Origin of the sequence: Streptomyces sp. NBC_00335 (assembly GCF_036127095.1) — a bacterium.
Lineage (GTDB): Bacteria > Actinomycetota > Actinomycetes > Streptomycetales > Streptomycetaceae > Streptomyces.
Genome location: NZ_CP108006.1, coordinates 3,184,712 through 3,208,821, shown reverse-complemented (window position 1 = coordinate 3,208,821; position 24,110 = coordinate 3,184,712). Strand labels below are relative to the sequence as shown.

Annotated in this window: 21 protein-coding genes and 1 pseudogene; 14 read left to right on the top strand and 8 right to left on the bottom strand. The window is 71.7% G+C overall.

Going from position 1 to position 24,110, the window contains the following annotated elements; all coding sequences use genetic code 11:
• Window positions 1-28: 28 nt before the first annotated feature.
• Complete coding sequence (locus tag OHA37_RS14120; protein ID WP_266912773.1) at window positions 29-1,330, bottom strand: RNA-guided endonuclease InsQ/TnpB family protein; 1,302 nt, start codon at window positions 1,328-1,330, stop codon at window positions 29-31.
• Window positions 1,331-1,418: 88 nt separating this feature from the next.
• On the opposite strand from OHA37_RS14120, the gene OHA37_RS14115 reads away from it, so the two are divergent.
• The 5 genes from OHA37_RS14115 (at window position 1,419) to hutH (ending at window position 7,447) form a co-directional block, all read left to right on the top strand.
• Window positions 1,419-2,279, top strand: a complete 861-nt coding sequence (locus tag OHA37_RS14115) for a biotin--[acetyl-CoA-carboxylase] ligase (RefSeq protein WP_266905179.1) — start codon at window positions 1,419-1,421, stop codon at window positions 2,277-2,279.
• 136 nt (window positions 2,280-2,415) lie between these two features.
• Entirely contained in the window at window positions 2,416-3,621 is a 1,206-nt protein-coding gene (locus tag OHA37_RS14110; RefSeq protein WP_443046162.1) for an adenylate/guanylate cyclase domain-containing protein, read from the top strand.
• 26 nt (window positions 3,622-3,647) lie between these two features.
• Entirely contained in the window at window positions 3,648-4,430 is a 783-nt protein-coding gene (locus OHA37_RS14105) for an enoyl-CoA hydratase/isomerase family protein (RefSeq protein ID WP_266905177.1), read from the top strand.
• A gap of 87 nt (window positions 4,431-4,517) precedes the next feature.
• Entirely contained in the window at window positions 4,518-5,636 is a 1,119-nt protein-coding gene (locus OHA37_RS14100) for a GGDEF domain-containing protein (protein WP_266905175.1), read from the top strand.
• Window positions 5,637-5,905: 269 nt separating this feature from the next.
• Complete coding sequence (gene hutH, locus OHA37_RS14095; protein ID WP_266912769.1) at window positions 5,906-7,447, top strand: histidine ammonia-lyase; 1,542 nt, start codon at window positions 5,906-5,908, stop codon at window positions 7,445-7,447.
• A gap of 82 nt (window positions 7,448-7,529) precedes the next feature.
• Here the strand turns inward: hutH and OHA37_RS14090 are convergent, their stop codons facing one another.
• Window positions 7,530-7,817: a hypothetical protein gene (locus OHA37_RS14090; RefSeq protein WP_266905173.1), complete on the bottom strand. Its 288-nt coding sequence runs from the start codon at window positions 7,815-7,817 to the stop codon at window positions 7,530-7,532.
• Window positions 7,818-7,981: 164 nt separating this feature from the next.
• Here OHA37_RS14090 and OHA37_RS14085 point away from each other — a divergent pair, with 164 nt between their 5' ends.
• The 5 genes and pseudogenes from OHA37_RS14085 (at window position 7,982) to OHA37_RS14065 (ending at window position 13,061) form a co-directional block, all read left to right on the top strand.
• Entirely contained in the window at window positions 7,982-8,266 is a 285-nt protein-coding gene (locus tag OHA37_RS14085) for a hypothetical protein (protein WP_266905171.1), read from the top strand.
• A gap of 116 nt (window positions 8,267-8,382) precedes the next feature.
• Window positions 8,383-9,663: a L,D-transpeptidase gene (locus tag OHA37_RS14080; RefSeq protein WP_266905169.1), complete on the top strand. Its 1,281-nt coding sequence runs from the start codon at window positions 8,383-8,385 to the stop codon at window positions 9,661-9,663.
• 269 nt (window positions 9,664-9,932) lie between these two features.
• A complete protein-coding gene (locus tag OHA37_RS14075; RefSeq protein WP_266905167.1) occupies window positions 9,933-11,135 on the top strand; it encodes an RNA-guided endonuclease InsQ/TnpB family protein in 1,203 nt (400 codons plus the stop codon).
• A gap of 147 nt (window positions 11,136-11,282) precedes the next feature.
• Window positions 11,283-11,998 (top strand): annotated as a pseudogene (locus OHA37_RS14070) (ABC transporter ATP-binding protein).
• A 64-nt stretch (window positions 11,999-12,062) separates the two neighbouring features.
• Window positions 12,063-13,061, top strand: coding sequence for a GNAT family N-acetyltransferase (locus tag OHA37_RS14065; RefSeq protein WP_266905165.1), 999 nt, complete (start codon window positions 12,063-12,065; stop codon window positions 13,059-13,061).
• Between the two features lie 70 nt (window positions 13,062-13,131).
• Here the strand turns inward: OHA37_RS14065 and OHA37_RS14060 are convergent, their stop codons facing one another.
• Window positions 13,132-14,058, bottom strand: a complete 927-nt coding sequence (locus OHA37_RS14060; protein WP_266905163.1) for a helix-turn-helix transcriptional regulator — start codon at window positions 14,056-14,058, stop codon at window positions 13,132-13,134.
• A 166-nt stretch (window positions 14,059-14,224) separates the two neighbouring features.
• On the opposite strand from OHA37_RS14060, the gene OHA37_RS14055 reads away from it, so the two are divergent.
• The 3 genes from OHA37_RS14055 (at window position 14,225) to OHA37_RS14045 (ending at window position 19,302) form a co-directional block, all read left to right on the top strand.
• On the top strand, window positions 14,225-15,271 hold the full coding sequence (locus tag OHA37_RS14055) for an NAD(P)-dependent alcohol dehydrogenase (protein WP_266905161.1): 1,047 nt from the start codon (window positions 14,225-14,227) through the stop codon (window positions 15,269-15,271).
• A gap of 198 nt (window positions 15,272-15,469) precedes the next feature.
• Window positions 15,470-17,650, top strand: coding sequence for a sulfatase-like hydrolase/transferase (locus OHA37_RS14050; RefSeq protein WP_266905159.1), 2,181 nt, complete (start codon window positions 15,470-15,472; stop codon window positions 17,648-17,650).
• Window positions 17,651-17,817: 167 nt separating this feature from the next.
• Window positions 17,818-19,302 carry a recombinase family protein gene (locus OHA37_RS14045; RefSeq protein WP_266905157.1) on the top strand — a complete coding sequence of 495 codons (1,485 nt, stop codon included), beginning with the start codon at window positions 17,818-17,820 and terminating at the stop codon, window positions 19,300-19,302.
• A 9-nt stretch (window positions 19,303-19,311) separates the two neighbouring features.
• On the opposite strand, the gene OHA37_RS14040 is transcribed toward OHA37_RS14045, so the two are convergent.
• The 3 genes from OHA37_RS14040 to OHA37_RS14030 form a co-directional block, all read right to left on the bottom strand.
• Window positions 19,312-19,917: a DUF3885 domain-containing protein gene (locus OHA37_RS14040; RefSeq protein WP_266905155.1), complete on the bottom strand. Its 606-nt coding sequence runs from the start codon at window positions 19,915-19,917 to the stop codon at window positions 19,312-19,314.
• Window positions 19,914-20,582, bottom strand: coding sequence for a peptide-methionine (S)-S-oxide reductase MsrA (msrA, locus tag OHA37_RS14035; RefSeq protein ID WP_266905153.1), 669 nt, complete (start codon window positions 20,580-20,582; stop codon window positions 19,914-19,916). Before msrA ends, OHA37_RS14040 begins: the two co-directional genes overlap by 4 nt.
• 172 nt (window positions 20,583-20,754) lie before the next feature.
• Window positions 20,755-21,861, bottom strand: a complete 1,107-nt coding sequence (locus OHA37_RS14030; RefSeq protein WP_266905151.1) for a hypothetical protein — start codon at window positions 21,859-21,861, stop codon at window positions 20,755-20,757.
• A gap of 187 nt (window positions 21,862-22,048) precedes the next feature.
• Here OHA37_RS14030 and OHA37_RS14025 point away from each other — a divergent pair, with 187 nt between their 5' ends.
• Complete coding sequence (locus OHA37_RS14025; RefSeq protein WP_266905149.1) at window positions 22,049-23,206, top strand: cystathionine gamma-synthase; 1,158 nt, start codon at window positions 22,049-22,051, stop codon at window positions 23,204-23,206.
• A gap of 36 nt (window positions 23,207-23,242) precedes the next feature.
• On the opposite strand, the gene OHA37_RS14020 is transcribed toward OHA37_RS14025, so the two are convergent.
• The gene (locus tag OHA37_RS14020) at window positions 23,243-23,485 is read right to left on the bottom strand and encodes a hypothetical protein (protein ID WP_266905147.1); all 243 of its coding nucleotides are present in this window, start codon (window positions 23,483-23,485) and stop codon (window positions 23,243-23,245) included.
• Window positions 23,482-24,054 carry a sigma factor-like helix-turn-helix DNA-binding protein gene (locus OHA37_RS14015; RefSeq protein WP_266905145.1) on the bottom strand — a complete coding sequence of 191 codons (573 nt, stop codon included), beginning with the start codon at window positions 24,052-24,054 and terminating at the stop codon, window positions 23,482-23,484. Before OHA37_RS14015 ends, OHA37_RS14020 begins: the two co-directional genes overlap by 4 nt.
• Window positions 24,055-24,110: the final 56 nt, after the last annotated feature.

Genomic DNA, 24,110 nt, shown 5'->3' with positions numbered 1-24,110 from the left:
AACTGCCTGGTGACGTACTTGGTTTTTACTAGCTACCGGTGCGTAGCGTATCGGCGGGCATGGCGCTCGGCGGTGCGGCGTTTGACACACCTAATCTGGGTTGCTTGGCCTCGCCGTCCCCCTTAGGGGGCCTCGTCCCGACCCTCGCGGGCGGGATTCCTGCTTCACTGCGGACCGCCTGCCGGGAGGGTCCCCGGGGAGGTCTTCCGTCCGCTCGACAGGCAGACACCGCCGACCCGGCGGCCAGGAGATTGGCGGCTGCGTTGCCGTCCCTGTCGTGAACGACACCGCAACCCTCACAGGTCCACGTGCGGACGTTCAACGGCATCGCGGTAGCGATGACGCCGCAGGCTGAGCACAGCTTCGAGCTGGGGAACCACCGATCCACGACGACCAGCTCGCGTCCGTACCAGGCCGCTTTGTACTCCAGCATCCTCCGCAGCTCGCGCCAGGCCGCGTCCGAGATGACGCGGGCGAGCTTGTTGTTCTTGAGCATGTTGCGGACGGCGAGATCCTCGATTACGAGCGTTTGGTTTTCGCGCACGAGTCGAGTCGTCAGTTTGTGCAGGTGATCCTTGCGGCGGTCCGCGATCCGGGCGTGGATGCGGGCTACGCGGATGCGGGCCTTGGCCCGATTGCTGCTGCCCTTCTCCTTTCGCGACAGTGCCCGTTGTGCGCGGGCTAGCCGCTCCCGGTCGCCGCGCTCGTGCCTTGGGTTGGAGAGCTTCTCGCCGGTGGAGAGCGCGACCAGGGCCGTCAGGCCGGCATCGATCCCGACCGCGGCGGTGGTGGCGGGCATGGGGGCCGGGATGTCCTCGCAGAGCAGGGAGGCGAACCAGCGGCCGGCCGAGTCCCGGGACACGGTCACCGTGGTCGGCTCCGTGCCTTCCGGAAGGCGGCGCGACCAGACGATGGGCAGGGGGCTCGACATCTTGGCGAGGGTGAGCTCCCCGTTCCGGTAGCGGAACGCGGAGCGGGTGTACTCGGCGCTTGCCCGGTGCCTTCGTTTGGCTTTGAAGCGTGGGTATCCGGACCGGCGTCCCCAGAACGCGGTGAAGGCGCTCTGTAGGTGCCGCAGCGCTTGTTGAAGCGGTACGCAGGAGACCTCGGTCAGGTAGAAGAGTTCATCGGACTGCTTCCAGGCGGTGAGCAGGGCCGAGGTCTGGCCGTAGTTCATGCGTTCCCGGCGGGCCCAGGCGTCGTTACGGGCGGCCAGTGCGAGGTTGTACACCTTCCGCGTGCACCCGAATGTCTTTGACAGCTCTGTCGCCTGCGCGTCATCAGGGTAGAAACGAAACCTGAACGCCCTCTTTACCGGAGAATCCCCCACAGCCCGGACGCTAGGGTCGATCACGATCCGTATGCAATCTCGGGTCAGAGGGTCACATACAGCGACATAGCGACATAAGGATCCGATCATGTCATCAGATGCTTCAGCAGGTGCGGCGGGCCGTTGGTCGAGTCTGGACCGGCCGCCCTTGAACGTTGCCGCGCTGCAGCGGGCCCTCGTGACCGGCGAGGGGCTGTGGAGCTCGCTGGAGGTGGTGGGGTCCACCGGGTCCACCAACAGCGATCTCGCCGCGCGGGCCGCGAAGCTGCCCGAGGGGGCCGTGCTCGTCGCCGAGGAGCAGACCGCCGGGCGGGGCAGGCTCGACCGGAGCTGGGTCGCGCCCGCGCGGTCAGGACTGTTCTTCTCCGTACTCCTGAAGCCCGGGCCCTCGGTGCCGCAGGAGCGGTGGGGCTGGCTGACGCTGCTGGCCGGGGTGGCCGCCGCCACCGGGCTCTCGCGCGCCGCCGGCGTGGACACCGCCCTCAAGTGGCCCAACGACCTGCTGGTCACCGTGGACGGGGAGGAGCGCAAGACCGGCGGGATCCTGGCCGAGCGCGTGGGCGACGGGGTCGTCGTCGGGATCGGGCTCAACGTGACGCTGACCGACGCCGAGCTGCCGGTGGACACCGCCGGGTCGCTGTTCCTGGCCAAGGCCACCGTCACCGACAGGGACCCGCTGCTCAGGGCCGTACTGCGCTCCCTGGAGCAGTGGTACGGGAACTGGCGCGCGGCCGGCGGCGACCCGGCGGCCAGCGGTCTGCAGGAGACGTACGCGGCGGGGTGCGCGACCCTCGGCAAGCACGTGCGGGCCGAGCTGCCGGGCGGGCGCACCCTCACCGGGACGGCCGAAGCGGTGGACACCGACGGACGGCTCGTCGTACGGACGGCCGAGGACAAGCACGAGGCCGTGGGGGCAGGGGACGTCGTCCATCTGCGGTCCGTGCGGTAGCCCGCGCGGGGACCGCCCCGGGTCACGGAGTAGGGGAGTGAGCTACGGCACACCTGCCGTATGGTTTAGGCGATCCCGGTCCTCCCGGTGATCACCCGGTTCGGCAGTGCGCACGGCAATGGACAGGAGGCGGCCCTTGACCGTCGACGACCCTCAGTCCAGCGCGCCCGCCCCTGGAACGGCGACGGGCGGTGCGGGCGGCTCCGGCGGCTCGGCAGGCTCGGGCGGTTCCGGGGTCCACGCCACCCCGATCGGGCGCGAGCAGCACACTCCCCACCACGAGGTCGACCACACGGCGCAGCCGACGGCCGACCCGCTCGCCATCCGCCTGGAACAGCTGATCCTGGGCGCCGAGCGCCGGTACACCCCCTTCCAGGCGGCCCGTAGCGCCGGGGTCTCGATGGAGCTCGCCTCCCGCTTCTGGCGGGCCATGGGCTTCGCGGACATCGGCCAGGCCAAGGCCCTGACGGAGGCCGACGTACTGGCGCTGCGCCGGCTCGCCGGCCTCGTCGAGGCGGGGCTGCTGAGCGAGCCGATGGCGGTCCAGGTGGCGCGGTCCACCGGGCAGACCACGGCCCGCCTCGCGGAGTGGCAGATCGACTCCTTCCTGGAGGGCCTGACGGAGCCGCCGGAGCCGGGGATGACCCGTACGGAGGTCACGTACCCGCTGGTCGAGCTGCTGCTGCCGGAGCTGGAGGAGTTCCTCGTCTACGTGTGGCGGCGCCAGCTCGCGGCCGCGACCGGGCGGGTCGTGCAGGTGGCGGACGACGAGGAGATGGTCGACCGGCGCCTCGCGGTGGGCTTCGCCGACCTGGTGGGCTTCACGCGCCTGACCCGGCGGCTGGAGGAGGAGGAGCTCGGCGAGCTGGTCGAGTCCTTCGAGACGACCTCGGCGGACCTGGTGGCGGCGCACGGCGGCCGGCTGATCAAGACGCTGGGCGACGAGGTGCTGTACTGCGCCGACGACGCGGCGACGGCGGCGGAGATCGCGCTGCGGCTGATCGAGACGATGGAAGCGGATCCGCAGATGCCGGAGCTGCGCGTGGGCATCGCCTTCGGGACGGTGACCACCCGGATGGGCGACGTCTTCGGGACCACGGTGAACCTGGCCTCGCGGCTGACGTCGATAGCGCCGAAGGACGCGGTCCTGGTGGACGGCGCGATGGCCGAGGAACTGGGCCGCACGGGCGCGGCGCCGGTCTCGGAGAAGGAAGCGGAGAACGAGGAGGGCGGCGGCGCCTACCGCTTCGCACTCCAGCCGATGTTCCAGCGCCCGGTGCGCGGCCTCGGTGTGGTGGAGCCCTGGTCGCTGACGCGGCGGAGCCCTAAGATCCCGGGATAACGTTCGTTAACCGGGAGGGTCGCCCTGTGTCCGAATTCGTGGTTGTGCACCGACATGAGGGTGGCGTCGCCGAGCTGGTTCTGGATCGGCCCAAGGCGATGAATGCCGTGTCGACCGAGATGGCGCGGGGGATCGGCGCCGCGTGTGCGGAGCTGGCCGCGGATGCTTCGGTACGGGTCGTCGTGCTCTCCTCGACCGCCGAGAGGGCGTTCTGCGTGGGTGCGGACCTCAAGGAGCGGAACTCCTTCTCGGACGCCGAGCTGCTGCGGCAGCGGCCGACCACGCGGGGTGCCTACGGGGGCGTGCTGGAGCTTCCGATGCCGGTGATCGCGGCGGTGCACGGGTTCGCACTGGGCGGCGGCTTCGAGCTGGCCCTCGCCTGCGATGTCATCGTGGCCGACGAGACGGCCGTCGTCGGGCTGCCCGAGGTGTCCGTGGGGGTGATCCCGGGCGGCGGCGGTACGCAGCTGCTGCCGAGGCGGGTGGGTGCGGCGCGGGCCGCGGAGCTGATCTTCACCGCGCGGCGGGTGGAGGCGGCGGAGGCGCTGGATCTGGGCCTGGTGGACTCGGTGGTGCCGGCGGGGTCGGACCGCGAGGCCGCCCTGGCGATGGCGGCGGCGATGGCGGCGAACTCCCCGGTCGGGCTGCGGGCCGCGAAGCGGGCGCTGCGGCTCGGGCACGGCATGGACCTGACGGCCGGGCTGGAGATCGAGGACGCGGCGTGGCGGACGGTGGCCTTCTCGGGCGACCGGGCGGAGGGCGTGGCGGCGTTCAACGAGAAGCGGAAGCCGGAGTGGCCCGGGGTGTGAGGCCGATCGTGACCCGGCGTGATCTTGGTACCACCGAATGTCGCGCCAATTGTCACTAAATCGGACAAAACTCCCTAACCTGGGGTGATGGGTGTTGACGGGCGGCTTCGAGCCGTTGTGGGCCTCGCGCAGGCCATGGCGGCCGCGTGCGCGCCGCGGGACAGTGTGCGGGCCGCCGCGCGCGGGGCGAGGCTGGCGATGGACGGATCGTTCGCCGCGATCTCCGCGTGGGAGCGGGAGCGGGGGCGCCTGCGGGTGCTCGTGAACGAGGGGGAGCGCCGGGACGGGGAGGAGGAGTTCCCCGAGGACGAGTCGTACCCCGTGCACGATTTCCCCGAGATCACGGAGTTCCTGCACGAGCGCTGGGTCGGTGGGGGAGGCCCCCACGCCTGGGTGGACAGCGCGGTCGGGGACCGGCCGGGACGCCGCGGCGAGGCGCTGCGGCGGCGCGGGCGCGGCACGTGCGTGGTCGCCCCGATCGTGCTGAGCGGGCGGGCCTGGGGCGAGCTGTACGTGGCCCGCGACGAGGGCATGGCGGACTTCGACGAGGACGACGCGGAGTTCGGAGAAGTGCTCGCGGCGGTGATCGCGGCCGGGCTGGCGCAGAGCGACCGGCTGGAGGAGGCCCGGCGGCTCGCCTTCACCGACCCCCTGACCGGGCTGGCCAACCGGCGGGCCGTGGACATGCGGCTCGACGAGGCCCTGGAGGAGCACCGCAGGGGTGGGGCCGATGTGGTGGTGAGTCTGGTCGTCTGCGACCTGAACGGCCTGAAGAAGGTCAACGACACCCTGGGCCACGCGATGGGCGACCGGCTGCTGGAACGGTTCGGCTCCGTGCTCAGTCTGTGCGGGGCGATGCTGCCGGGCGCGCTGGTCGCGCGGCTGGGTGGGGACGAGTTCTGCCTGGTCAGCGTGGGGCCTTCGGCGGACGAGGTGGTACGGGTCACCGAGGAGGTGTGCCTGCGGGCCGCCGAGCTGGAGCTGGGGGAGGGGGTCGCCTGCGGGGTCGCCTCCACGGGGGACCCGATCGGGCCGGTGAAATCCTCCCGGCGGTTGTTCCGGCTGGCGGACGCGGCGCAGTACAAGGCGAAGGCGGCGCGGTCGGCGAAGCCGGTGGTGGCGGGGCGGGACACCGCGGTGGTCCGGCTCGCCGACGCGGAGCCCGGGGGGCCGGGGGAGCGGCGGCGCTTCCGGGGGCGGGCCTAGGCCCGGCCTGGGCGGCCGGCCGACGCCTCTGCTCCTGCCCTGCCGGGTGGTCGATGCCCGGCCCCGCCTGCCCTGCCCTGCCCTGCTCCGGTGGCGGGTGCGGTGCGTGCCCCTCGGCCCGGCCTTTGTGCGTGCCCCCCTGGCCGCAGGCGGGCCGCTGCGCGGGGCGGAGTCCGCGCAGCGACCCTTGCCGCTGCGCGGGGCGAAGAGCTCCGCGTCAAGAAGGAGTGACATGAAGGGATTCAGTCCGTAGGGTGCTGAATATGGATATGCACACTGTCGTGGTGGGAACGTCCGGGACCACCGCCGAAGACGTGATCGCGGTCGCCCGCGGCAACGCCCGCGTCGAGCTTTCCGGCGAGGCCGTCGCCGCGCTCGGGCGGGCCCGGGAGATCGTGGAAGCGCTCGCCGCGAAGCCCGAGCCCGTCTACGGGGTGTCCACCGGGTTCGGGGCGCTCGCCTCCCGGCACATCAGCCCCGAGCTGCGCGCGCAGCTCCAGCGCAACATCGTCCGCTCGCACGCCGCCGGCATGGGCCCGCGCGTCGAGCGCGAGGTCGTGCGTGCGCTGATGTTCCTGCGGCTGAAGACCGTCGCCTCCGGGCACACCGGCGTCCGGCCGTCCGTCGCGCAGACGATGGCCGACGTGCTCAACGCCGGGATCACCCCCGTCGTGCACGAGTACGGCTCGCTGGGCTGCTCGGGAGACCTCGCCCCGCTCTCGCACTGCGCGCTCGCGCTGATGGGCGAGGGGGACGCGGAGGGTCCCGACGGGACCGTGCGGCCCGCCGGGGAGCTGCTCGCCGAGGCCGGGATCGCCCCCGTCGAGCTCCGCGAGAAGGAGGGCCTCGCCCTCCTCAACGGCACCGACGGCATGCTCGGCATGCTGGTCATGGCCCTCGCCGACCTCGGCAAGCTGTACACCTCCGCCGACATCACCGCCGCGCTGACGCTGGAGGCGCTGCTCGGCACCGAGAAGGTGCTCCAGCCCGAGCTGCACGCCATCCGCCCGCACCCCGGCCAGGGTGCCTCCGCCGCGAACATGGCCGCCGTCCTGAAGGGCTCCGGGCTCACCGGGCACTTCCAGGAGGAGTCCGCCCCGCGCGTCCAGGACGCCTACTCCGTGCGCTGCGCCCCGCAGGTCGCCGGCGCGGGCCGCGACACCATGGCGCACGCCGCCCTCGTCGCCTCCCGCGAGCTGGCCTCCGCCGTCGACAACCCGGTCGTGCTGCCTGACGGGCGCGTGGAGTCCAACGGGAACTTCCACGGCGCCCCGGTCGCGTACGTCCTGGACTTCCTCGCCATCGCGGCCGCCGACCTCGGGTCCATCGCCGAGCGGCGCACCGACCGGCTGCTCGACAAGAACCGCAGCCACGGCCTGCCGCCGTTCCTCGCGGACGACGCAGGCGTGGACTCCGGGCTCATGATCGCCCAGTACACGCAGGCCGCACTCGTGAGTGAGATGAAGCGGCTCGCGGTTCCCGCCTCCGCCGACTCGATCCCCTCCTCCGCCATGCAGGAGGACCACGTCTCGATGGGCTGGTCGGCCGCGCGCAAGCTCCGTACCGCCGTCGACAACCTCACCCGGATCGTCGCGATCGAGCTGTACGCGGCCACCCGCGCCATCGAGCTGCGCCACGGGCTCACCCCGGCGCCGGCCAGCCGGGCCGCCATCGCGGCGGTGCGTGCGGCGGGCGTGGAGGGTCCCGGGCCGGACCGCTTCCTCGCGCCCGACCTGGCCGCCGCGGACGCCTTCGTCCGTTCGGGTGCACTCGTGGACGCCGTCGAGGCCGTCACCGGCCCCCTCGCCTGAGGGAAGTGGTTCGAGCGTGCGGAAGGGGTGCGGCCCCGGGGACATCCCCGGGGCCGCACCCCTTTCGTGTGTCCTGCGGTCCTTACACCGTGCGCGAGCGGCGTACGGAGAAGGCCACGAAGCCGGCCCCGGCGCCCAGGAAGAGCGTGCCGCCGAGCAGGTAGGGCGTGGTGTCCACGCCGCCGGTGTCGGCGAGCGCGAGGGCGGGCGCGGGCGCCGAGGCGGCCTGGACCCGGGTGTTCGCGGCGGTGGGCGCGCCGGAGGCGCCCTTCGCGTGCTCGGGTGCGGCGCCCGCCGAGGGGACGAACCACAGGGCGGCGAGGAGGGTGGTCGCTCCGAGAGCGGTGAGTGTTGATCGGCGTGCGGACACGGTGCGATCCCCCTTGTGGCAGCAGCGAATTGGCCCCGTGCGGTGATGCTACGGAAAGGGGCGGGTCGTGGGAAAGCCGGGGCTGCCACGGGATTACTCTCCGTCGTATGAACCCTTCTGAGACCTCACGATACGTACGCCTTCGGGTGGATTTGGTACTTGAAGTGCCGGACGTCGACGCGCTCACCGGAGCCGCCCTCGCGCACATCAAGGCCGACGAGTTCATGCCGGACGAGGAGCGCGGCCACGCCGAGGCGGCCGTCCGGGAGGACGAGTCGGAGGCTCTGGCCTACCTGGTGGACCCCACTGACCTGGTCGCGGGCATCCCCGGCGTGGAGCTCGCGCAGGCCTCCTGGAGCAGCGAGCCCGTGGAATACGACCCCGAGTCCATGGAGTGGGACCTCGACGAGGAAGATGGGGAGCTCGAAGAAGAGACTGACAACGCCTGACGGTGGGGTTGACCACATTCGAACGGAATGTGGCAACACCTCGGGGTGTAATGCGTTGTCAGGACGAGGCAGGGGGGTCATGCCCCCTGCCCGGGGAATTCGGGGTTCCGGCAACGATGGAGTGGCGTGTGAGGACGGACAGCAAGCGGCGGAGAAGGTCCCTGGTGGCCATATCCGCCGTACTCGGCGGCGTACTGGTGCTCGCGGGATGCGGCGGCGACGACGGTGACGCGAAGAAGCCGCAGGCCAGCGGGGAGGCATCGGCCAAGTCCCAGGCGGACGTGGACGCGGCTGCGGCCAAGGACGCCTCCAAGGCCAAGATAGCCATCACGCCCAAGGACGGCGCCACCAACATCGGCCTGAACGACTCGGCCAACGTGGCCGTCAGTGAAGGCACGCTCACCGAGGTCGAGCTGAAGAGCTCCGAGGGCACGGCGGTGCCGGGCAAGATAGCCGCCGACGGCAAGAGCTGGAAGCCGGACGGAGCGCTGAAGCGCTCGACGAAGTACGCGCTGTCGGCGACCGCGAAGGACGAGGCGGGCCGCGAGGCGCACGAGAACGCCTCCTTCACCACCGTCTCCCCGCAGAACAGCTTCGTGGGCTCCTTCATCCCGGACGCGGGCCAGACCGTCGGCGTGGGCATGCCGGTCTCCATCACCTTCGACAAGTCGATCAAGGACAAGAAGGCCGTCCAGGCGGGCATCACCGTCACCTCCAGCAGCGGCCAGGAGGTCGTGGGCCACTGGTTCAGCACGCAGCGGCTGGACTTCCGCCCGGAGAAGTACTGGCAGGCCGGTTCCACCGTCACCCTGAAGCTGGCGCTGGACGGGGTCCAGGGCGGCCCGGGCATCCAGGGCGTGCAGAGCAAGACCGTCACCTTCAAGATCGGCCGGAGCCAGGTCTCCACGGTCGACGCGAAGACGAAGAAGATGACGGTCACCCGGGACGGCGCGGTCCTGAAGACCATCCCGATCTCGGCGGGCTCCCCGGAGAACCCGACCTACAACGGTCAGATGGTGATCTCCGAGAAGTTCAAGGAGACCCGGATGAACGGCGCCACCGTCGGCTTCACGGACGACGACGGCAAGGGCGAGTACGACATCAAGGACGTGCCGCACGCGATGCGCCTGTCGACCTCCGGCACCTTCGTCCACGGCAACTACTGGGGACCGGACTCGGTCTTCGGCAGCGCCAACACCAGCCACGGCTGTGTCGGCCTGAACGACGCCAAGGGCGCCAACGACCCGAACCAGCCCGCGGCCTGGTTCTACGACAACTCCCTCATCGGAGACGTCGTCACGGTCGTCAACTCCCCGGACAAGACCATCAAGCCGGACAACGGCCTCAACGGCTGGAACATGGGCTGGGCGGAGTGGAAGGCCGGCTCGGCCGCCTGATCCCCCGGCACCACAGCTGCACCCCGACGAAGCACAGACGGACGGCGGGGAGCCCCGGCCAGGGGGCTCCCCGCCGTCCGCGTTCCCGCTCCCGATCGCCATCCGACTCTTATCCTTCGGCTATCCGGCGATCAGGAGGCGGACTCCAGCGAGTGTGGGATCTCGGAGTTGAGGGCTGCCGGTCGGTACGTGCGCGATCGGTCACTCGTTCGTGGGATCGTCGGAGAACTTGAGCATGGACGCAAAGGGTGCGGCGCTACGGTCGCTTCATGACGACAACGGCCGCTGCGGATGGTGCCGGTTATGCCCGGTTCACCTACCGGCTTCGTGTGTCGTCGACCGCGCTCGCCAAGTTGTTGGGTGAGTGGGGCCGGTGCCGGTGGATCTGGAACGAATGCTGTGCCCGGTCGAAGAAGGCCCATGCCGAGAATGAGAAGTGCGGGCCGGCCCGGCTGGACACGATGCTGACCGAAGCCCGTAGCCGCAATACCTGGTTGGGTGAGGGCAGCAGCGTTCCGCAGCAGCAGCTGATTCGGGACTTCGGGAAGTCCCGTGCCAAGGCTTTGAAGGACGTCAAAGCCCGGTTGCCGATGCGGCAGCGGGCGGGGATGCCCAGGTACAAGAAGAAGGCCCATGCCGATCCGAGCCTGAACTACACCTGTCGCGGATTCCGGATCAAGGGTGGCCGCCTGCACCTTGCAGGCGGCATCAACCTGAGGGTGGTGTGGTCCCGGGATCTCCCGGCGGACCCGTCGTCGGTGCGGATCTACCGTGACAGCCTCGGCCATTGGTACGCGTCCTTTGTCGTTCCCGCCGAAGTGCAGCCGCTCTCGGAGACGGGCCTGGTGATCGGGATCGACTGGGGTGTGAAGGAGATCGCGACCACCACCAGCGACGCCCACGATCTCCCGCACACCGGGCACGGTAAGAAGGCGGCCGTCAGGCTCGCCCGTTATCAGCGGATGATGGCCCGCCGTAAACCGGCGAAGGGCAGGCCCGGTTCGAGGGGCTACCGGGTGGCGAAGAAGCTGACGGCGAAACTCCACAAGAAGGTGGCCCGGCAGCGGCAGGACACCGGCCGGAAGTGGGCCAAGACCGTGGTCCGTGACCATGACGCCCTGGCGGTGGAGGACTTTCGGCCGAAGTTCCTCTCTAAGTCGACTATGGCCCGCAAGGCGGCCGACGCGGCGATCGGCGCGACCAAGCGTGAGCTGATCGCCATGGCGCGCAAGCACGGGCGCGTCGTGCGTCTTGTTCATCCCGCGCACACCAGCATGGATTGCGCGCAGTGCGGAGCGAGAACCAAGCACGCACTACCTCTCTCAGAACGTACCTACACCTGCAACGTGTGCGGAGCCGTATCCCCCAGGGACAGGAACTCCGCCCACGTCATGCTGGTCCGGGCTGGTCTCAACCCGGCTGCCGTCGATCGTGGAAGACCTGTCAGTCCGTCGGGCTGGCAGGCAGCGTGAGGCAGGAATCCCCTCCCCTCAGGGAAGGGAGGATTCAACTACCTCCGGCGCGAGTTGCGCTGCCACAGGAGGGCGGCGCTCGTCGTTGCCTCCGGACTCACCTTGGACATCGCCCTCGTCATCGTCGTCACCTCCGTCTCGGCGGGTATGGCGCACCCACGGGCCGGGTCGTCCAGTCGCTCTACGGCCTCGGTACGGACCGGTGTCACCAAGCGCTACCGGCGCGGCAAGGAATCCATCGACGCGCTCGCCGGCGTCGACCTGACCATCGAGGACGGCGGCCGGCTCGTCATCCAGGGACCCACCGGCGGCGGCAAGTCCTCCCTGCTGCAGATGCTCGGCGCCCTGGACCGCCCGACGGCGGGGCAGATCGTCCTCGACGGACTCGACCTCGCCACCGTCTCCGAATCCCGCCTCACCCGGGTCCGCGCGGAGAGCATCGGCTTCGTCTTCCAGTCCTTCAACCTGATCCCGACGCTCACCGCCCAGGAGAACGTCGAGACGGCCCTCGTCCCGCTCGGCCTCAAGGCCCGCGAGCGGCGCGACCGGGCCGCCGAGGCGCTGGACTCCGTGGGCCTCGGCGAGCGCATGGGCCACCTGCCCGGGGAGATGTCCGGCGGCCAGCAGCAGCGCGTGGCCATCGCACGGGCGCTGGTGAAGCGGCCGAAGGTGCTGCTGGCCGACGAACCGACCGGCAACCTCGACGAGTCCATGCGCGACGAGGTCATGGAACTGCTCGAAGGACTGTGGAAGGAGCACGGACTGACCTCGTCATGGTCACCCACGACGGCGCGCTCGCGAAGCGGGCCCCGCGGGTGGCGACGATCCGCCGGGGGAAGGTGACCGTCACCGAAAACGTCTGAGCGCTCCACCGCGGCCCGCGGCGCTCCACCGCGCCCCGCCGCGCTCCGGTTTAGGGTCCGGATCATGACGATCACCCCGCTCTCCGTACCCCCGACCGACACCGAGGTCGACCACTGGTGGGCCGTCCTGGCCGCGGCCCGGACGGCGGACCTGCCGGGGACTCCGCCGCCCTCCCGGACGGAGGTGGCCGGAGCGCTGCGGGTGCCCTCGGTGCGGGGGCGCTCGCTGTACTGGGCGACGGACGACGCCGTCGCCTCCCTGGTCCTGTTCACCGACGGCGCCAACGACCACACGGCGTTCCTGGACGAGCTGACCGTACGGCCCGACGCGCGGCGCCGCGGTGTGGGATCGGCCCTGTGGGAGCGGGCCCGCGAGGAACTGCTCGCGGACGGCCGGACCTCGGTGGCGACGGAGGTGGACCTGGGGGGTCCGGGGCAGGCGTTCGCCGAGTCCGTGGGCTTCGAGAACGTCCTGTCGATGGCCTGGTACGTCCAGGACGTACGGGAGGCGCGGTGGGTGCAGGAGACGAAGGCCGCGGAGGCCGCCCAGTCCGCCCGGGCGGGGTCCGCGTCCACCCCGCCCGGCTACGAGCTGCACTGCTGGCCCGGGCTGGTGCCCGACGACCGGGCGCAGGCCGTGGCCGTGGCCCACGGGGCGATGGAGGACGCGCCGATGGGGGAGCTGGACCAGCAGATCCAGACCTGGACGGCGGAGCGCCTGCACGCGGCCCACCGCAAGATCCTGGACCGGGGAGGCGAACTGACCACGGTCGCCGCCGTCACCCCGGACGGCGAGGTCGCGGCCTACACGGAACTGGTCCTCCCCGATCCGGCCGGCCCGCGCGCGCTCCAGTACGACACCGTGGTGGTCCCCGCCCACCGGGGCCACGGCCTCGGCCGCGCGGTCAAGCTCCGCATGCTCGCGGAGGCGGCGACCCGCCACCCGGACCTGCGCACCATCGCCACCTCGGTGGCGGACGACAACACCCCGATGCTCGCGGTCAACGCGGCGCTGGGCTACCGGCGCGAACGCGCGGTCGGGTACTTCCAGTTGCACCTCTAGGCCGGGCGAGGGCGGCCGGGGGGTGCCCGGTGTGCCCGGTGTGCTCGGTGCGCCGGGGGTGCCGGGTGTCCTACGGAGCGGATTCCCCGACGGGGCCCGGGGCGTGATCCCGGTCCCGGTCGGACTCCCGGTCGGGGGTGGGGGTGGCGGGGGACGCGGACCAGGAGGCGAGGAGGCTGAGGGCGTCGGCCGAGGGGGAGCCCGGGGCCGCGTGGTAGGTGACGAGGAACTGCGCCGGGTCGTCCGGGAGGGCCAGGGTCTCGAAGGAGAGCTGGATGTCGCCGACCAGCGGGTGGCGCAGTCGCTTGACGCCGTGGATCTTGTTGTCGGCCACCGTGTGGGCGGCCCACAACCGGCGGAACTCCTCGTTCTTGACGGACAGTTCACCGACCAGCGCGGACAGCCGTTCGTCGTCGGGGAACTGCCCGGCGTACACGCGCAGATTGCTCACCACCTCGCACGCCCGGCATTCCCAGTCCGCGTACAGCTCCGCCGTCGCCGGGTCCAGGAACACCAGCCGCACGAGGTTGCGCTCCTGCGCCGGGAGCTTCCCGAAGTCGCCGAAGACCGCCGCGGCCAGCCTGTTCCAGCCGATGACGTCCTGGCGCCGCCCGACCAGGTACGCGGGTACGCCGTCCATCGCGTCCAGCAGCGTCCGCAGCTCCGGCCGGACCTGCTGGGGGCGCGGGGCCTGGCGGCGCTTGCGCGGCTTGGGGCCGGCCAGGTGGCTCAGGTGCGCGCGCTCCGTACCGTCCAGGCGCAGGGCCCGCGCGATGGCGTCGAGGATCTCCGCCGACACGTTCTGGCCGTGGCCCTGCTCCAGCCGGGTGTAGTACGCCACCGACACCCCGGCCAGCTGCGCCAGCTCCTCGCGGCGCAGGCCGGGGACGCGGCGGTGGCGCCCGTAGTCGGGCAGGCCCACGTCCTCGGGGCGCAGGCGGGCCCGCCGGGAACGCAGGAACTCGCCGAGCTCGGCTCGCTGATCAAGCTGGTCCATTACCCCAGTATCCCCGCGCGGGGGCGCAGGCCGGGGGCCTCATCCTGACCCCGCCAAGGGTAGGTCTGGCAGACCTAGGCAGGGCAGGGGGATGGGTGTCCCGGGCGGGAGAGTGCAGGCTGTGGACACAGGCAGTCCCGCACAGAAGTTTCCGAGGAGCCCCACCGTGTCCGTCACCCAGGTCGCCGCCTACGCCGCTCCCGCGCCCAAGGCCCCGCTGGAGCGCATCACCGTCCCGCGCCGTCCGGTCGGCGCGCACGACGTCCTCATCGACATCAAGTTCGCCGGCATCTGCCACTCCGACATCCACCAGGTCACCGACGGCTGGGGCGAGGGCATCTACCCCATGGTCCCGGGCCACGAGATCGCCGGTGTCGTCACCGAAGTCGGCTCCGGAGTGACCAAGTTCGCCGTCGGTGACCGCGTGGGCGTCGGCTGCTTCGTCGACTCCTGCCGCGAGTGCGAGCAGTGCCTCGCCGGGCAGGAGCAGTTCTGTGCCAAGGGCATGACCGGCACGTACAACTCCCTCGACAAGAACGGCGAGCCCACGTACGGCGGTTACTCCACGCACGTGGTCGTCGACGAGAACTACACCGTCCGCATCCCCGACGGCCTCGCCCTCGACATCGCCGCCCCGCTGCTCTGCGCCGGCATCACCCTGTACTCCCCGCTCAAGCACTGGAAGGCCGGCCCCGGCAAGCAGGTCGCGGTCGTCGGTCTCGGCGGCCTCGGCCACATGGGCGTCAAGATCGCCCACGCGCTCGGCGCCGAGGTCACCGTCCTCTCGCAGACCCTGCGCAAGCAGGAGGACGGCCTCAAGCTGGGCGCCGACCACTTCTACGCGACGAGCGACGAGGCCACCTTCAAGGAGCTGGCCGGCCGCTTCGACCTGATCGTGTCGACCGTCTCCGCGCCACTCGCCCTCGACGCCTACCTGGGCCTGCTCAAGGTGGACGGGGCCCTGGTGAACGTCGGCGCCCCGGAGGAGCCGGTCTCGCTGAACCTGTTCTCCGTCATCGGCGGCCGCAAGACCCTGGCCGGCTCGATGATCGGCGGGATCGCCGAGACGCAGGAGATGCTCGACTTCTGCGCGGAGCACGGGCTCGGTGCGGACATCGAGCTGATCCGTGCCGATGAGGTCAACGAGGCTTACGAGCGCGTCCAGTCGGGCGACGTCCGCTACCGCTTCGTCATCGACACCTCGACCATCTGACCGGACCGGAGTCCGAAACCGTCGCCTGACCGGACCGGCGTCTGACGCCGGCGCCTGACACCGATGCCTGACGCGGCCCCCGGGGTGCACATCGCCCCGGGGGCCGCCGTCACACGCTTTTCATGCTCCGTGCATGGTCCCGGCGGCCGTCCACGCGGACGATCTTCCCAGCAGCCTTCAGCCACAGGGGAGTTCGAGATGTCCAGCCGCCGCCATTTCCTCGCGGGTTCCGCGGCCGCCGCCGTCGGCCTCGCGGCCCTCCCGCAGGCCGTCCGGCCCGCTCAGGCGGCCGCCGCCGGGGCGGAGGGTCCGCCGAACCTCGTGGTGATCCTGGCCGACGATCTGGGCTACGGCGACCTGGGCGCGTACGGCCAGAAGCTGATCAGCACCCCGCGCATCGACCAGCTCGCCTCCGAAGGGCTCCGGTTCACCGACGCCTACTCCGCGGCCGCCGTCTGCGCGCCCTCCCGCGCCGCGCTGCTGACCGGCCTGCACACCGGGCACGCGGCCGTCCGGGCCAACCCCTCCAGCGGCGGCCAGGGCAGCCTCGGCACCGGCGACACCACCTTCGCGGAGGTGCTCCGGGCGCGCGGCTACCGTACGGGCCTCTTCGGCAAGTGGGGCTTCGGACCGGAGGCCGGGGACCAGCCGAGCCACCCGGGCGCGCGGGGCTTCGAGGAGTTCTACGGGTACATCGACCACAGCCACGCCCACCAGTACTACCCGGCGTACCTCTGGAACGGCAACGCCAAGGAGACCGTCCCGACGGGCACCTTCGCCCCCGACGCGATCGCCGCGCGCGCCCTCGGCTTCATCGACGCCCACGCCGCCGGCGCCGCCCCCTTCCTGCTTTTCCTCACCCCGAACCTGCCGCATGCCCCGAGCGAGATCCCCGACGCGAGCGCCTACGCGGACCGGTCCTGGACGCAGGCGAACAAGTCGCACGCGGCGCAGATCAGCCTCCTCGACGCGCAGGTCGGCGCCGTCGTCGACCGGCTGAAGGCGCGGGGCATCGCGGAGCGCACGGTCGTCCTGGTGGCCTCCGACAACGGCCCGCACGAGGAGGGCGGGGTGAACCCGGACCTCTTCGACGCCAACGGTCCGCTGCGCGGCTACAAGCGCAACCTGTACGAGGGCGGCGTCCGCGTCCCCCTCGTCGCCTGGTCCCCGGGCCGGATCGCCCCCGGCACCACCAGCGCCCGCCCCACCCCGCTCTACGACCTCCTGCCCACCCTCGCCGACCTGGCGGGCGGCGCCCCGGCCCCCTCGGACATCGACGGGCTCTCGGCGGCCCCCGTCCTGAACGGCGCCCCCGCCCTGGCTCCCCTCCACAACCACCTGTACTGGTACCGGGACGAGCAGGGCGTCACCAGCCGGGCCAACACCCAGGACGGCGGCCGGGCGAAGCAGGTCGCGGAGGCCATCCGCAAGGACCGGTGGAAGGCCGTACGGTTCGCCCCGGCGCGGGACCGGACGGTGGCGGATTCGAAGTGGGACTTCGAGCTCTACGACCTGTCGGCGGACCTCGGCGAGAAGAACGACGTGGCGGCGAAGAACCCGTCGGTGGTCTCGGCGTTGACGGCCCTCCTGCGCTCCTCCTGGGCGGATACGTACGTGCGCCGCCCGTGGGGCCTGACGGCGGTCGTCGACGCCGTCGCCTCGACGCTCACCACGACCGTCGCGAACGGTACGACCCGCCCCTGGCCGGACGTCCGCGTCACCCTCCCGCTCCCGGCGGGCTGGACGGCCACCGCGACGACGGCGACGACCGCGCTCTCCCTCGGCCCGGGCGAGTCCCTGACCACGACGTGGCGGCTGACCCCGCCCCCGGCGGTGCCCGCACCCGTGCTCCTCGTTCCGCGGGCCACCACCTCGTCCTCCCTCGGCTTCACGGCACCCACCCGATACACGCCCCTGCCGGCCCCGCCCACGCAGGACAGCTACCTCAGCGACCTTCCCTGGGTCTCGGCGGCCAACGGCTGGGGCCCGGTCGAGATCGACCGCTCCAACGGCAAGCAGGCGGCGGGCGACGGCACCCCGATCGCCTTCGGCGGGGTCACGTACGCGAAGGGCCTCGGCGTGCACGCCCCGTCGGAGATCGTCTACCACCTGGGCGGCCGCGGGAACCGCTTCACGGCCCTGGTCGGCATCGACGACTTCTCGAAGAAGCAGTCGGCGTCCGGAGCCACCCGCGCGACCGTGCGCGGCGACGGGCGCGTCCTCGCCACGACGGGCACCCTGACCGGCGCCTCGGGCCCGACGGCGCTCGACGTGGACGTACGCGGCATCCGCCTCCTCCACCTGGTGGTGGAGGACGCCAACGCCAACTCCGCCTTCGACCACACCTCGTGGGCGTCGGCGCGGGTGACGGTGGTCTGACGGCGGCCCTGAAACACATGGAGCCCCGGACCCCCGCACGCAGCGGGGGTCCGGGGCTCCCGTGCTGCCGATGCCGCAGTCGCCGCCGGGATTCTTGTCCAAGTACTGCCGTTAGCACCACTCCTCTTTGCGTATGCTCGGTAACCCTTAGTTATGGAGGGTGGGAAGTGAGCGAAGCGGCACCGGTAAGCCCGGTCGTGTCGTACGCGCGTATCTCCGCCGACACGGCCGGGGACGGTCACGGCGTCGAGGACCAGCACAAGGTGAATGGCGAGACGGCAGCGCGTCTCGGCTGGACGATCGTGCACCGTTACTCCGACAGCGACCTGTCGGCGGCAAAGGCGGGGGTGGTGCGTCCGGACTTCGAGGCCATGATGAAGGCGCTCAAGTCGGGCCACTTGCCGGACGGGCAGCCCGTACGCGGCGTCATCGTCGTCGCGGACGACCGCTTAGCGCGCCGCGCAGGCGACTACGAGCGGTTCGTGGATGCGCTCACGTACGAGGAGGGACGGCTCTACGCGGACGCCAAGGGGTCGAAGAACCTCTATAGCGAGGACGTGGAGTCCATGGGGCTCTTCGGTGTCGTCATCTCCAAGATGGAGGTGCGCAAGATGCAGCGGCGGGCGCGCCGTTCACACCGCGCTCGCGCGGAGCTGGGTATCCCGGTGGGCGGGAAGCGCCCCTTCGGGTGGCAGAACGACAAGCTGACGCTGGAGCCCGAGGAAGCGGCGTGGCTGGCGAAGGGCGCCCGTGAGGTGATCGCGGGCAAGTCCCTGCACTCGATCCTCCGCGAGTGGCGTGAGGCCGGCGTCCGCACGATCAACGGCAAGGAATGGGCGAGCCGTTCCCTCAAACTCGCGTTGTGGAACCCGAGGTTGTGCGGGTGGCGGAAGCACAACGGTGAGCTGGTGCGTCATGCCAACGGCGTTCCCGTCGTGGGTCTCTGGGAGGCCGTCATCACCCCCAAGGAGTGGGCGGCCATCGACGCCGTCTTCTCGGCCCGCGTCGGCCCCAACATGAAAGTTGACGGGTCGGTCACGGACTACCGGACCCCCTCGTACCTGATGACGGGAATCCTCCGATGCGGAAAGCCTCGCGAGGACGGGCAGATCTGTAATTCGCCCCTTCGGGCGACCGTACGAGCGGACCTCTCCGGGGGTTACCTCTACCAATGTCCCAGTAAGGAAATGGGCGGATGTGGGGGCACCGGAAGGAACGGCGCCAAGATTGATGAATTCATTACGGAGGCCGTACTCGCAAAGTTGGAAGAGAGGGCAGCCAGGGCGACGCGCGCCGACGAACGGTGGGGAGGGGAGGAAGAGCTGGCCCGTCTGATGGCCAAGCAGCGCAATCTTCTCCAGGCATGGCAGGAAGACCAGGTCTCGGATGAACTGTTCTTCCCCGAGAACCAGAAGATGGAGGCGCGTGTCAAGGAACTCCGTGCGGACAGGACGTGTCACGTTCTGCGCAGGCAGCGGGCCGCCGAGGTGACGGGCGATGTACGTGAGCGCTGGACCTCGGGCAGGCTCGAACTCGGGCAGAAGCGCGTCCTGATCAGGGAAGTACTGCACGCGGTGCTCGTGTTGCCAGTGGGAGGCGGAGGCCGACGCCCGTTCAACCCTGATCTGCTGGTTCCGAAGTGGCGGGACTGACGGGGGAGATCAGTACCCCGAGGGGTGTGTGGACAGCCAGGAGGAGTGTCGGTCGCGCATCCGGTCCCGTTCCTCGGAGGTGGCGAGGACGACGTCCGCACCGCCGTCGTACGGGTGGTGGATACGGGTGAACTCGGTGTCCGTCACGAAGATGCCCGGCAGCGTGTCGTCGGCGACGGCGCGGAGCAGCGGGTCGAGGCAGCCGCGCCGCCAGGGGCGGCGGTCGGCGTAGTAGTACCAGCGGGTGTGGAAGTCCGGGTCCGGGTCGTCGGTGTCGTCCAGGGTGGTCCACATGGTGCCCTCCGGATGGAGGGCGGTGCGGTGCGCCGAGTAGGCCGTCGGCTCGGACGGGTCGGCCCAGTCGGTGGTCACCACGTATGCCTCGCAGCCCGCGAAGAGTTCGTCGAGGACTGCGTTGTACCGGTTGAGGAGGACCGCGTACTCGGCCTCGTCCTCCGCGTAGCGCTTGGACTCCGGCAGGCTGTGGAAGCGCACCCAACGGTCCCTGTACACCGTCTTCAGTTCCCACGGCAGCACCGGCCCGGCAGGCCTGTGGGCCTGCCAGAGCCGGGTCAGCCGCTCGTGCGCGGGGTCGGGGAGCGGGGTGTCGCTCACTCCCCGGGGGCCCCGGCGACGCCGATGGGGCAGCTCACGCCCGTGCCGCCGATGCCGCAGTAGCCGCCGGGGTTGCGGTCCAGATATTGCTGGTGATAGCCCTCCGCGGGCCAGAAGGGGCGTTCCGACGCCGGGAGGACGGCCGTGGTGATGGTGCCGTGGCCGGAGGCGGTCAGGACGCGCTGGTAGGCCTCGCGGGAGGCTTCGGCGGTGGCCTGGGCGGCGGGGGAGTGGGTGTAGACCGCCGAGCGGTACTGGGTGCCGACGTCGCCGCCCTGGCGGAAGCCCTGGGTGGGGTCGTGGGACTCCCAGAACAGCTTGAGCAGGACCTCGTAGGAGACCAGGGAGGGGTCGAAGACGACCCGGACCACCTCGGTGTGGCCGGTGCCGCCCGAGCAGACCTCTTCGTAGGTCGGGTTCTCGGTGAAGCCGCCCTGGTAGCCGGCCAGGGTGGTCCACACCCCCGGGGTCTGCCAGAACTTGCGCTCGGCGCCCCAGAAACAGCCGAGGCCGAAGTCCGCGACCTGGAGGTGGGCGGGGTACGGGCCCGCGAGGGGGTTGCCGAGCACGGTGTGTACGGCGGGCAGTGCGAAGAGCGGCTCCGCGCGGCCGGTCAGGGCTTCCTCGCGGGTGGGGAGCTCGGGCGTGCGGCGGTACGAGAACATGGATTCCCTCCTAGTGGTCTACCGGTAACGGCGGACGGCGGGTCCGGATTCCCGTCGCCGCGTCGCCGCGTCGCCGCCGGGTCGCGGCGCCGTGGGGCGCCCCCCGCCGGACGGAGTCCGGCGCAGCGGCCCGAAGCCCGCGCAGCGGTGCGAGGGACGCGTCGAGAAGGAGTCAGTGCGGCAGCGTCGCCGGGGAGCCGCCGTTGGCTTCGTAGCCGGCCACCGCCAGGGCGCGGTAGACGGCGTACGAGGCCGCCGGGTCCGGGTCGGCGGACCAGGGGAGGGCGCCCACGTAGCCGTCGACGTGGCGGATCTGGTCCATCGCCTCCGCCCAGCGCTCGCCGCCGACCAGGAAGAGGATGAGCAGGTGGCGTACGTGCGCCAGCATCGGGTCGTCGGGACGCGTGCTGTGGACCGCGTACAGCGCGCCCTCCACCGCCCGGGTCACGGACGCGCTCTGGTGGAAGCTGCGGATCAGGACGACGTCCGGGACGTGCTCGTAGAGCGCGAACAGCGGCAGCGCCGCCAGCAGGGAGCCCTGCGGGGCGCGGGCCGCCGCGTGGTGGGTGAAGGCGTCGGCCTTCTCCCGGGAGCCGTGCCACTTCTCGCACCAGTAGTTCAGCGCCGCCAGGTGCGCGCCCATGTGCTGCGGCGCCCGGTCGATGATCTTCGCCCACAGGGCGTCGTACTCGGGCTCCGAGTAGTGCAGCATGCGGGCCACGGACAGCTCGACGATGTACGGGACCGGGTCGCCCGGGGCGAGCAGCGCGGCCCTCTGGCAGGACTCCCGGGCCTCCTCCGCGATGATCCGTACGTCGGCCTCGCTCATGCCCTCCGGGCGCCGCCACATCTGCTGCGCCAGCAGCTCGGCGTGCACCTGCGCGCCGCCCGCGTCCTTCGGGGCCTCCAGCCGCCACGCCTTCAGCCACCGCGCCCCGGCCCCGGGCTCCTGGGAGAGCTCCAGCGCCGCCGAGCCGGCGAAGGCCTGGACGCGCTGCCAGCGCACCTCGCCGTCCCGGGAGGTGCCGGCCAGCAGCTGGGAGGCGGCCTGCCACTGCCCGGTCCGCCGCACGTGATCGAGGGCGTCCATGAGGTCCTGGTCGGGGCCGGGGACCCTGATGTCGAGCTCTTCCTGGAGGGCGAATCCGTAGTCCGCCGGGTCGGCGGCGTCCGGGCTCTCGGGCGCGACCAAGCGCAGTCCGCCGCGCCTGCGCCGCAGGATCGGTCCGACGGCGGCCAAGAGCAGCGCCATAGCGAGCAGGAACCACAGAATCTCCATCCCCCCAGCGAACCAGACCCACCCCGGGAATGGCCAATAGGAGGCAAAGGAGGACGCGAATCGGTCTTCCGCCCGGGCCCCTCCGCAGACCCCTCCCCGGGCCCCTCCCCGGCCCCCTTCGCGGACCCCTGTTCGCACCCCGGAGGCGGGGCCGCGCGGGGGCCGGACGGGGCATAGCATCGGGTTCATGAGCGACGACAGCCACGAGCACCAGAGCTTCGAGACCCGCGCCATCCACGCGGGCAATACGGCGGACCCGCTGACCGGCGCGGTCGTACCCCCGATCTACCAGGTGTCCACGTACAAGCAGGACGGCGTCGGCGGACTGCGCGGCGGCTACGAGTACAGCCGCAGCGGCAACCCGACCCGTACCGCGCTGGAGGAGAACCTCGCGGCGCTGGAGGGCGGCCGGCGCGGCCTCGCCTTCGCGTCCGGGCTCGCCGCCGAGGACTGCCTGCTGCGTACGCTGCTCTCCCCGGGCGACCACGTGGTCATCCCGAACGACGCGTACGGCGGCACCTTCCGCCTCTTCGCCAAGGTCGTCTCCCGCTGGGGCGTCGAGTGGTCGGTCGCCGACACCTCCGACCCGGCGTCGGTGCGCGCGGCGATCACCCCGAAGACCAAGGTCATCTGGGTCGAGACCCCCTCCAACCCGCTGCTCGGCATCACGGACATCGCCGTCGTCGCCGACATCGCGCGGACGGCCGGCGCCAAGCTGGTCGTGGACAACACCTTCGCGTCCCCCTACCTGCAGCAGCCCCTCGCGCTCGGCGCGGACGTGGTCGTGCACTCGCTGACCAAGTACATGGGCGGCCACTCCGACGTCGTCGGCGGCGCGCTCGTCGCCGCGGACGCGGCGCTGGGCGAGGAACTGGCCTACCACCAGAACGCCATGGGCGCGGTGGCCGGTCCCTTCGACTCCTGGCTGGTGCTGCGCGGCATCAAGACGCTGGCCGTCCGCATGGACCGGCACGCGGAGAACGCGGGCAAGATCGCCGAGATGCTGGTGCGCCACCCGAAGGTCCACACGGTCCTCTACCCGGGCCTGCCCGAGCACCCGGGCCACGAGATCGCCGCCAAGCAGATGCGCAACTTCGGCGGCATGATCTCCTTCCGCGTCACCGGCGGCGAGGAGGAGGCCGTCGCGCTCTGCGACCGGACCAAGATCTTCACCCTCGGCGAGTCCCTCGGCGGCGTCGAGTCCCTCATCGAGCACCCGGGCCGCATGACCCACGCCTCGGTGGCCGGCTCGGCCCTGGAGGTCCCGGGCGACCTGGTCCGCCTGTCGGTCGGCATCGAGAACGCCGACGACCTGCTGGCCGACCTCGCGCAGGCGCTGGGCTAGCCGGCCCGTACGCCGCACGCACCGGGTCTCCCCGTCCTACCAGGGCGGGGAGACCTCGCTCGAAGGCGTCGACCAGGCGCCGGTCAGCGAGGCCCACACCACGAAGGCCACCACCACCGCCCACAGCAGGGCCCAGCCGGCCCGCTGCACGGCCCTGCGGCGGCGCAGCAGCCGGTCGCCGCGCGCGGCCGCGCCCGCCGCCAGATCGGGCGGCACCACCGGGTACGGGCCCTCCAGCAGTCGCTTGACCTGGTCTTCCCTGGGATCGGGGCGACTCATGCCGCCTCCTTGCGGCGGGCGTCCGGCCGGGGACCGGGGGCGGCCGAGGGGCGTACGCGCAGCTGGGCGACGGCCCGGTCGCACAGGGCCCGCACCCGCTCGGGCGCCAGCCCCAGCTGCGCGGCCGTGACTTCCTCCGCGACCCCTTCGTAGAGCCGCAGCACCACGACGAGCCGCTCCAGCGGGGACAGCCGCCCGAGCACCCCGCTGCCCCCGTGGTGGCGGCGGCCGGTGCGGGCGAAGGCGGCGCACAGCTCCTGGCGGGTGTGGTCGTACGGGTCGTCCCCGCGCAGCCTGCGCCAGTTCGCGTACGTACGGGCCAGTGCGCCGCCGAGCAGCCCGCGCGCGGCGGGGGCTTCGGCCGCGGCGATGGTGTCGGAGGGAGCCGGGGCGCCGGCCTGATCGCCGGCCGGATCGCCTGCCGGATCGCCGGACCGGGTGTCCGACCGTGCGTCGGCCGTGCTCGTCGCGGGCTCCGCCGTCAGCAGGATCGCGACGCGCAGGAGCCGCCCCGCCGCACCCGCGACGAAGGCTTCGAACTCCGCGTAGGGGCCCGGTCCGTGGTCCACAACCACATACTGCTGCCGGAGGGACCGCCTCGGAAGGGGTCGGGCGCCAGGGACGG

Coding starts and splice junctions, on each gene's coding strand:
- OHA37_RS14075 (WP_266905167.1), top strand. CDS start 9,933: ATGACGACAACGGCCGCTGCGGATGGTGCCGGTTATGCCCGGTTCACC.
- msrA (WP_266905153.1), bottom strand. CDS start 20,582: ATGTTCTCGTACCGCCGCACGCCCGAGCTCCCCACCCGCGAGGAAGCC.
- OHA37_RS14050 (WP_266905159.1), top strand. CDS start 15,470: ATGTCCAGCCGCCGCCATTTCCTCGCGGGTTCCGCGGCCGCCGCCGTC.
- OHA37_RS14060 (WP_266905163.1), bottom strand. CDS start 14,058: ATGGACCAGCTTGATCAGCGAGCCGAGCTCGGCGAGTTCCTGCGTTCC.
- OHA37_RS14065 (WP_266905165.1), top strand. CDS start 12,063: ATGACGATCACCCCGCTCTCCGTACCCCCGACCGACACCGAGGTCGAC.
- OHA37_RS14115 (WP_266905179.1), top strand. CDS start 1,419: ATGTCATCAGATGCTTCAGCAGGTGCGGCGGGCCGTTGGTCGAGTCTG.
- OHA37_RS14020 (WP_266905147.1), bottom strand. CDS start 23,485: ATGAGTCGCCCCGATCCCAGGGAAGACCAGGTCAAGCGACTGCTGGAG.
- OHA37_RS14080 (WP_266905169.1), top strand. CDS start 8,383: ATGGAGTGGCGTGTGAGGACGGACAGCAAGCGGCGGAGAAGGTCCCTG.
- OHA37_RS14100 (WP_266905175.1), top strand. CDS start 4,518: ATGGGTGTTGACGGGCGGCTTCGAGCCGTTGTGGGCCTCGCGCAGGCC.
- OHA37_RS14030 (WP_266905151.1), bottom strand. CDS start 21,861: ATGGAGATTCTGTGGTTCCTGCTCGCTATGGCGCTGCTCTTGGCCGCC.
- hutH (WP_266912769.1), top strand. CDS start 5,906: ATGCACACTGTCGTGGTGGGAACGTCCGGGACCACCGCCGAAGACGTG.
- OHA37_RS14025 (WP_266905149.1), top strand. CDS start 22,049: ATGAGCGACGACAGCCACGAGCACCAGAGCTTCGAGACCCGCGCCATC.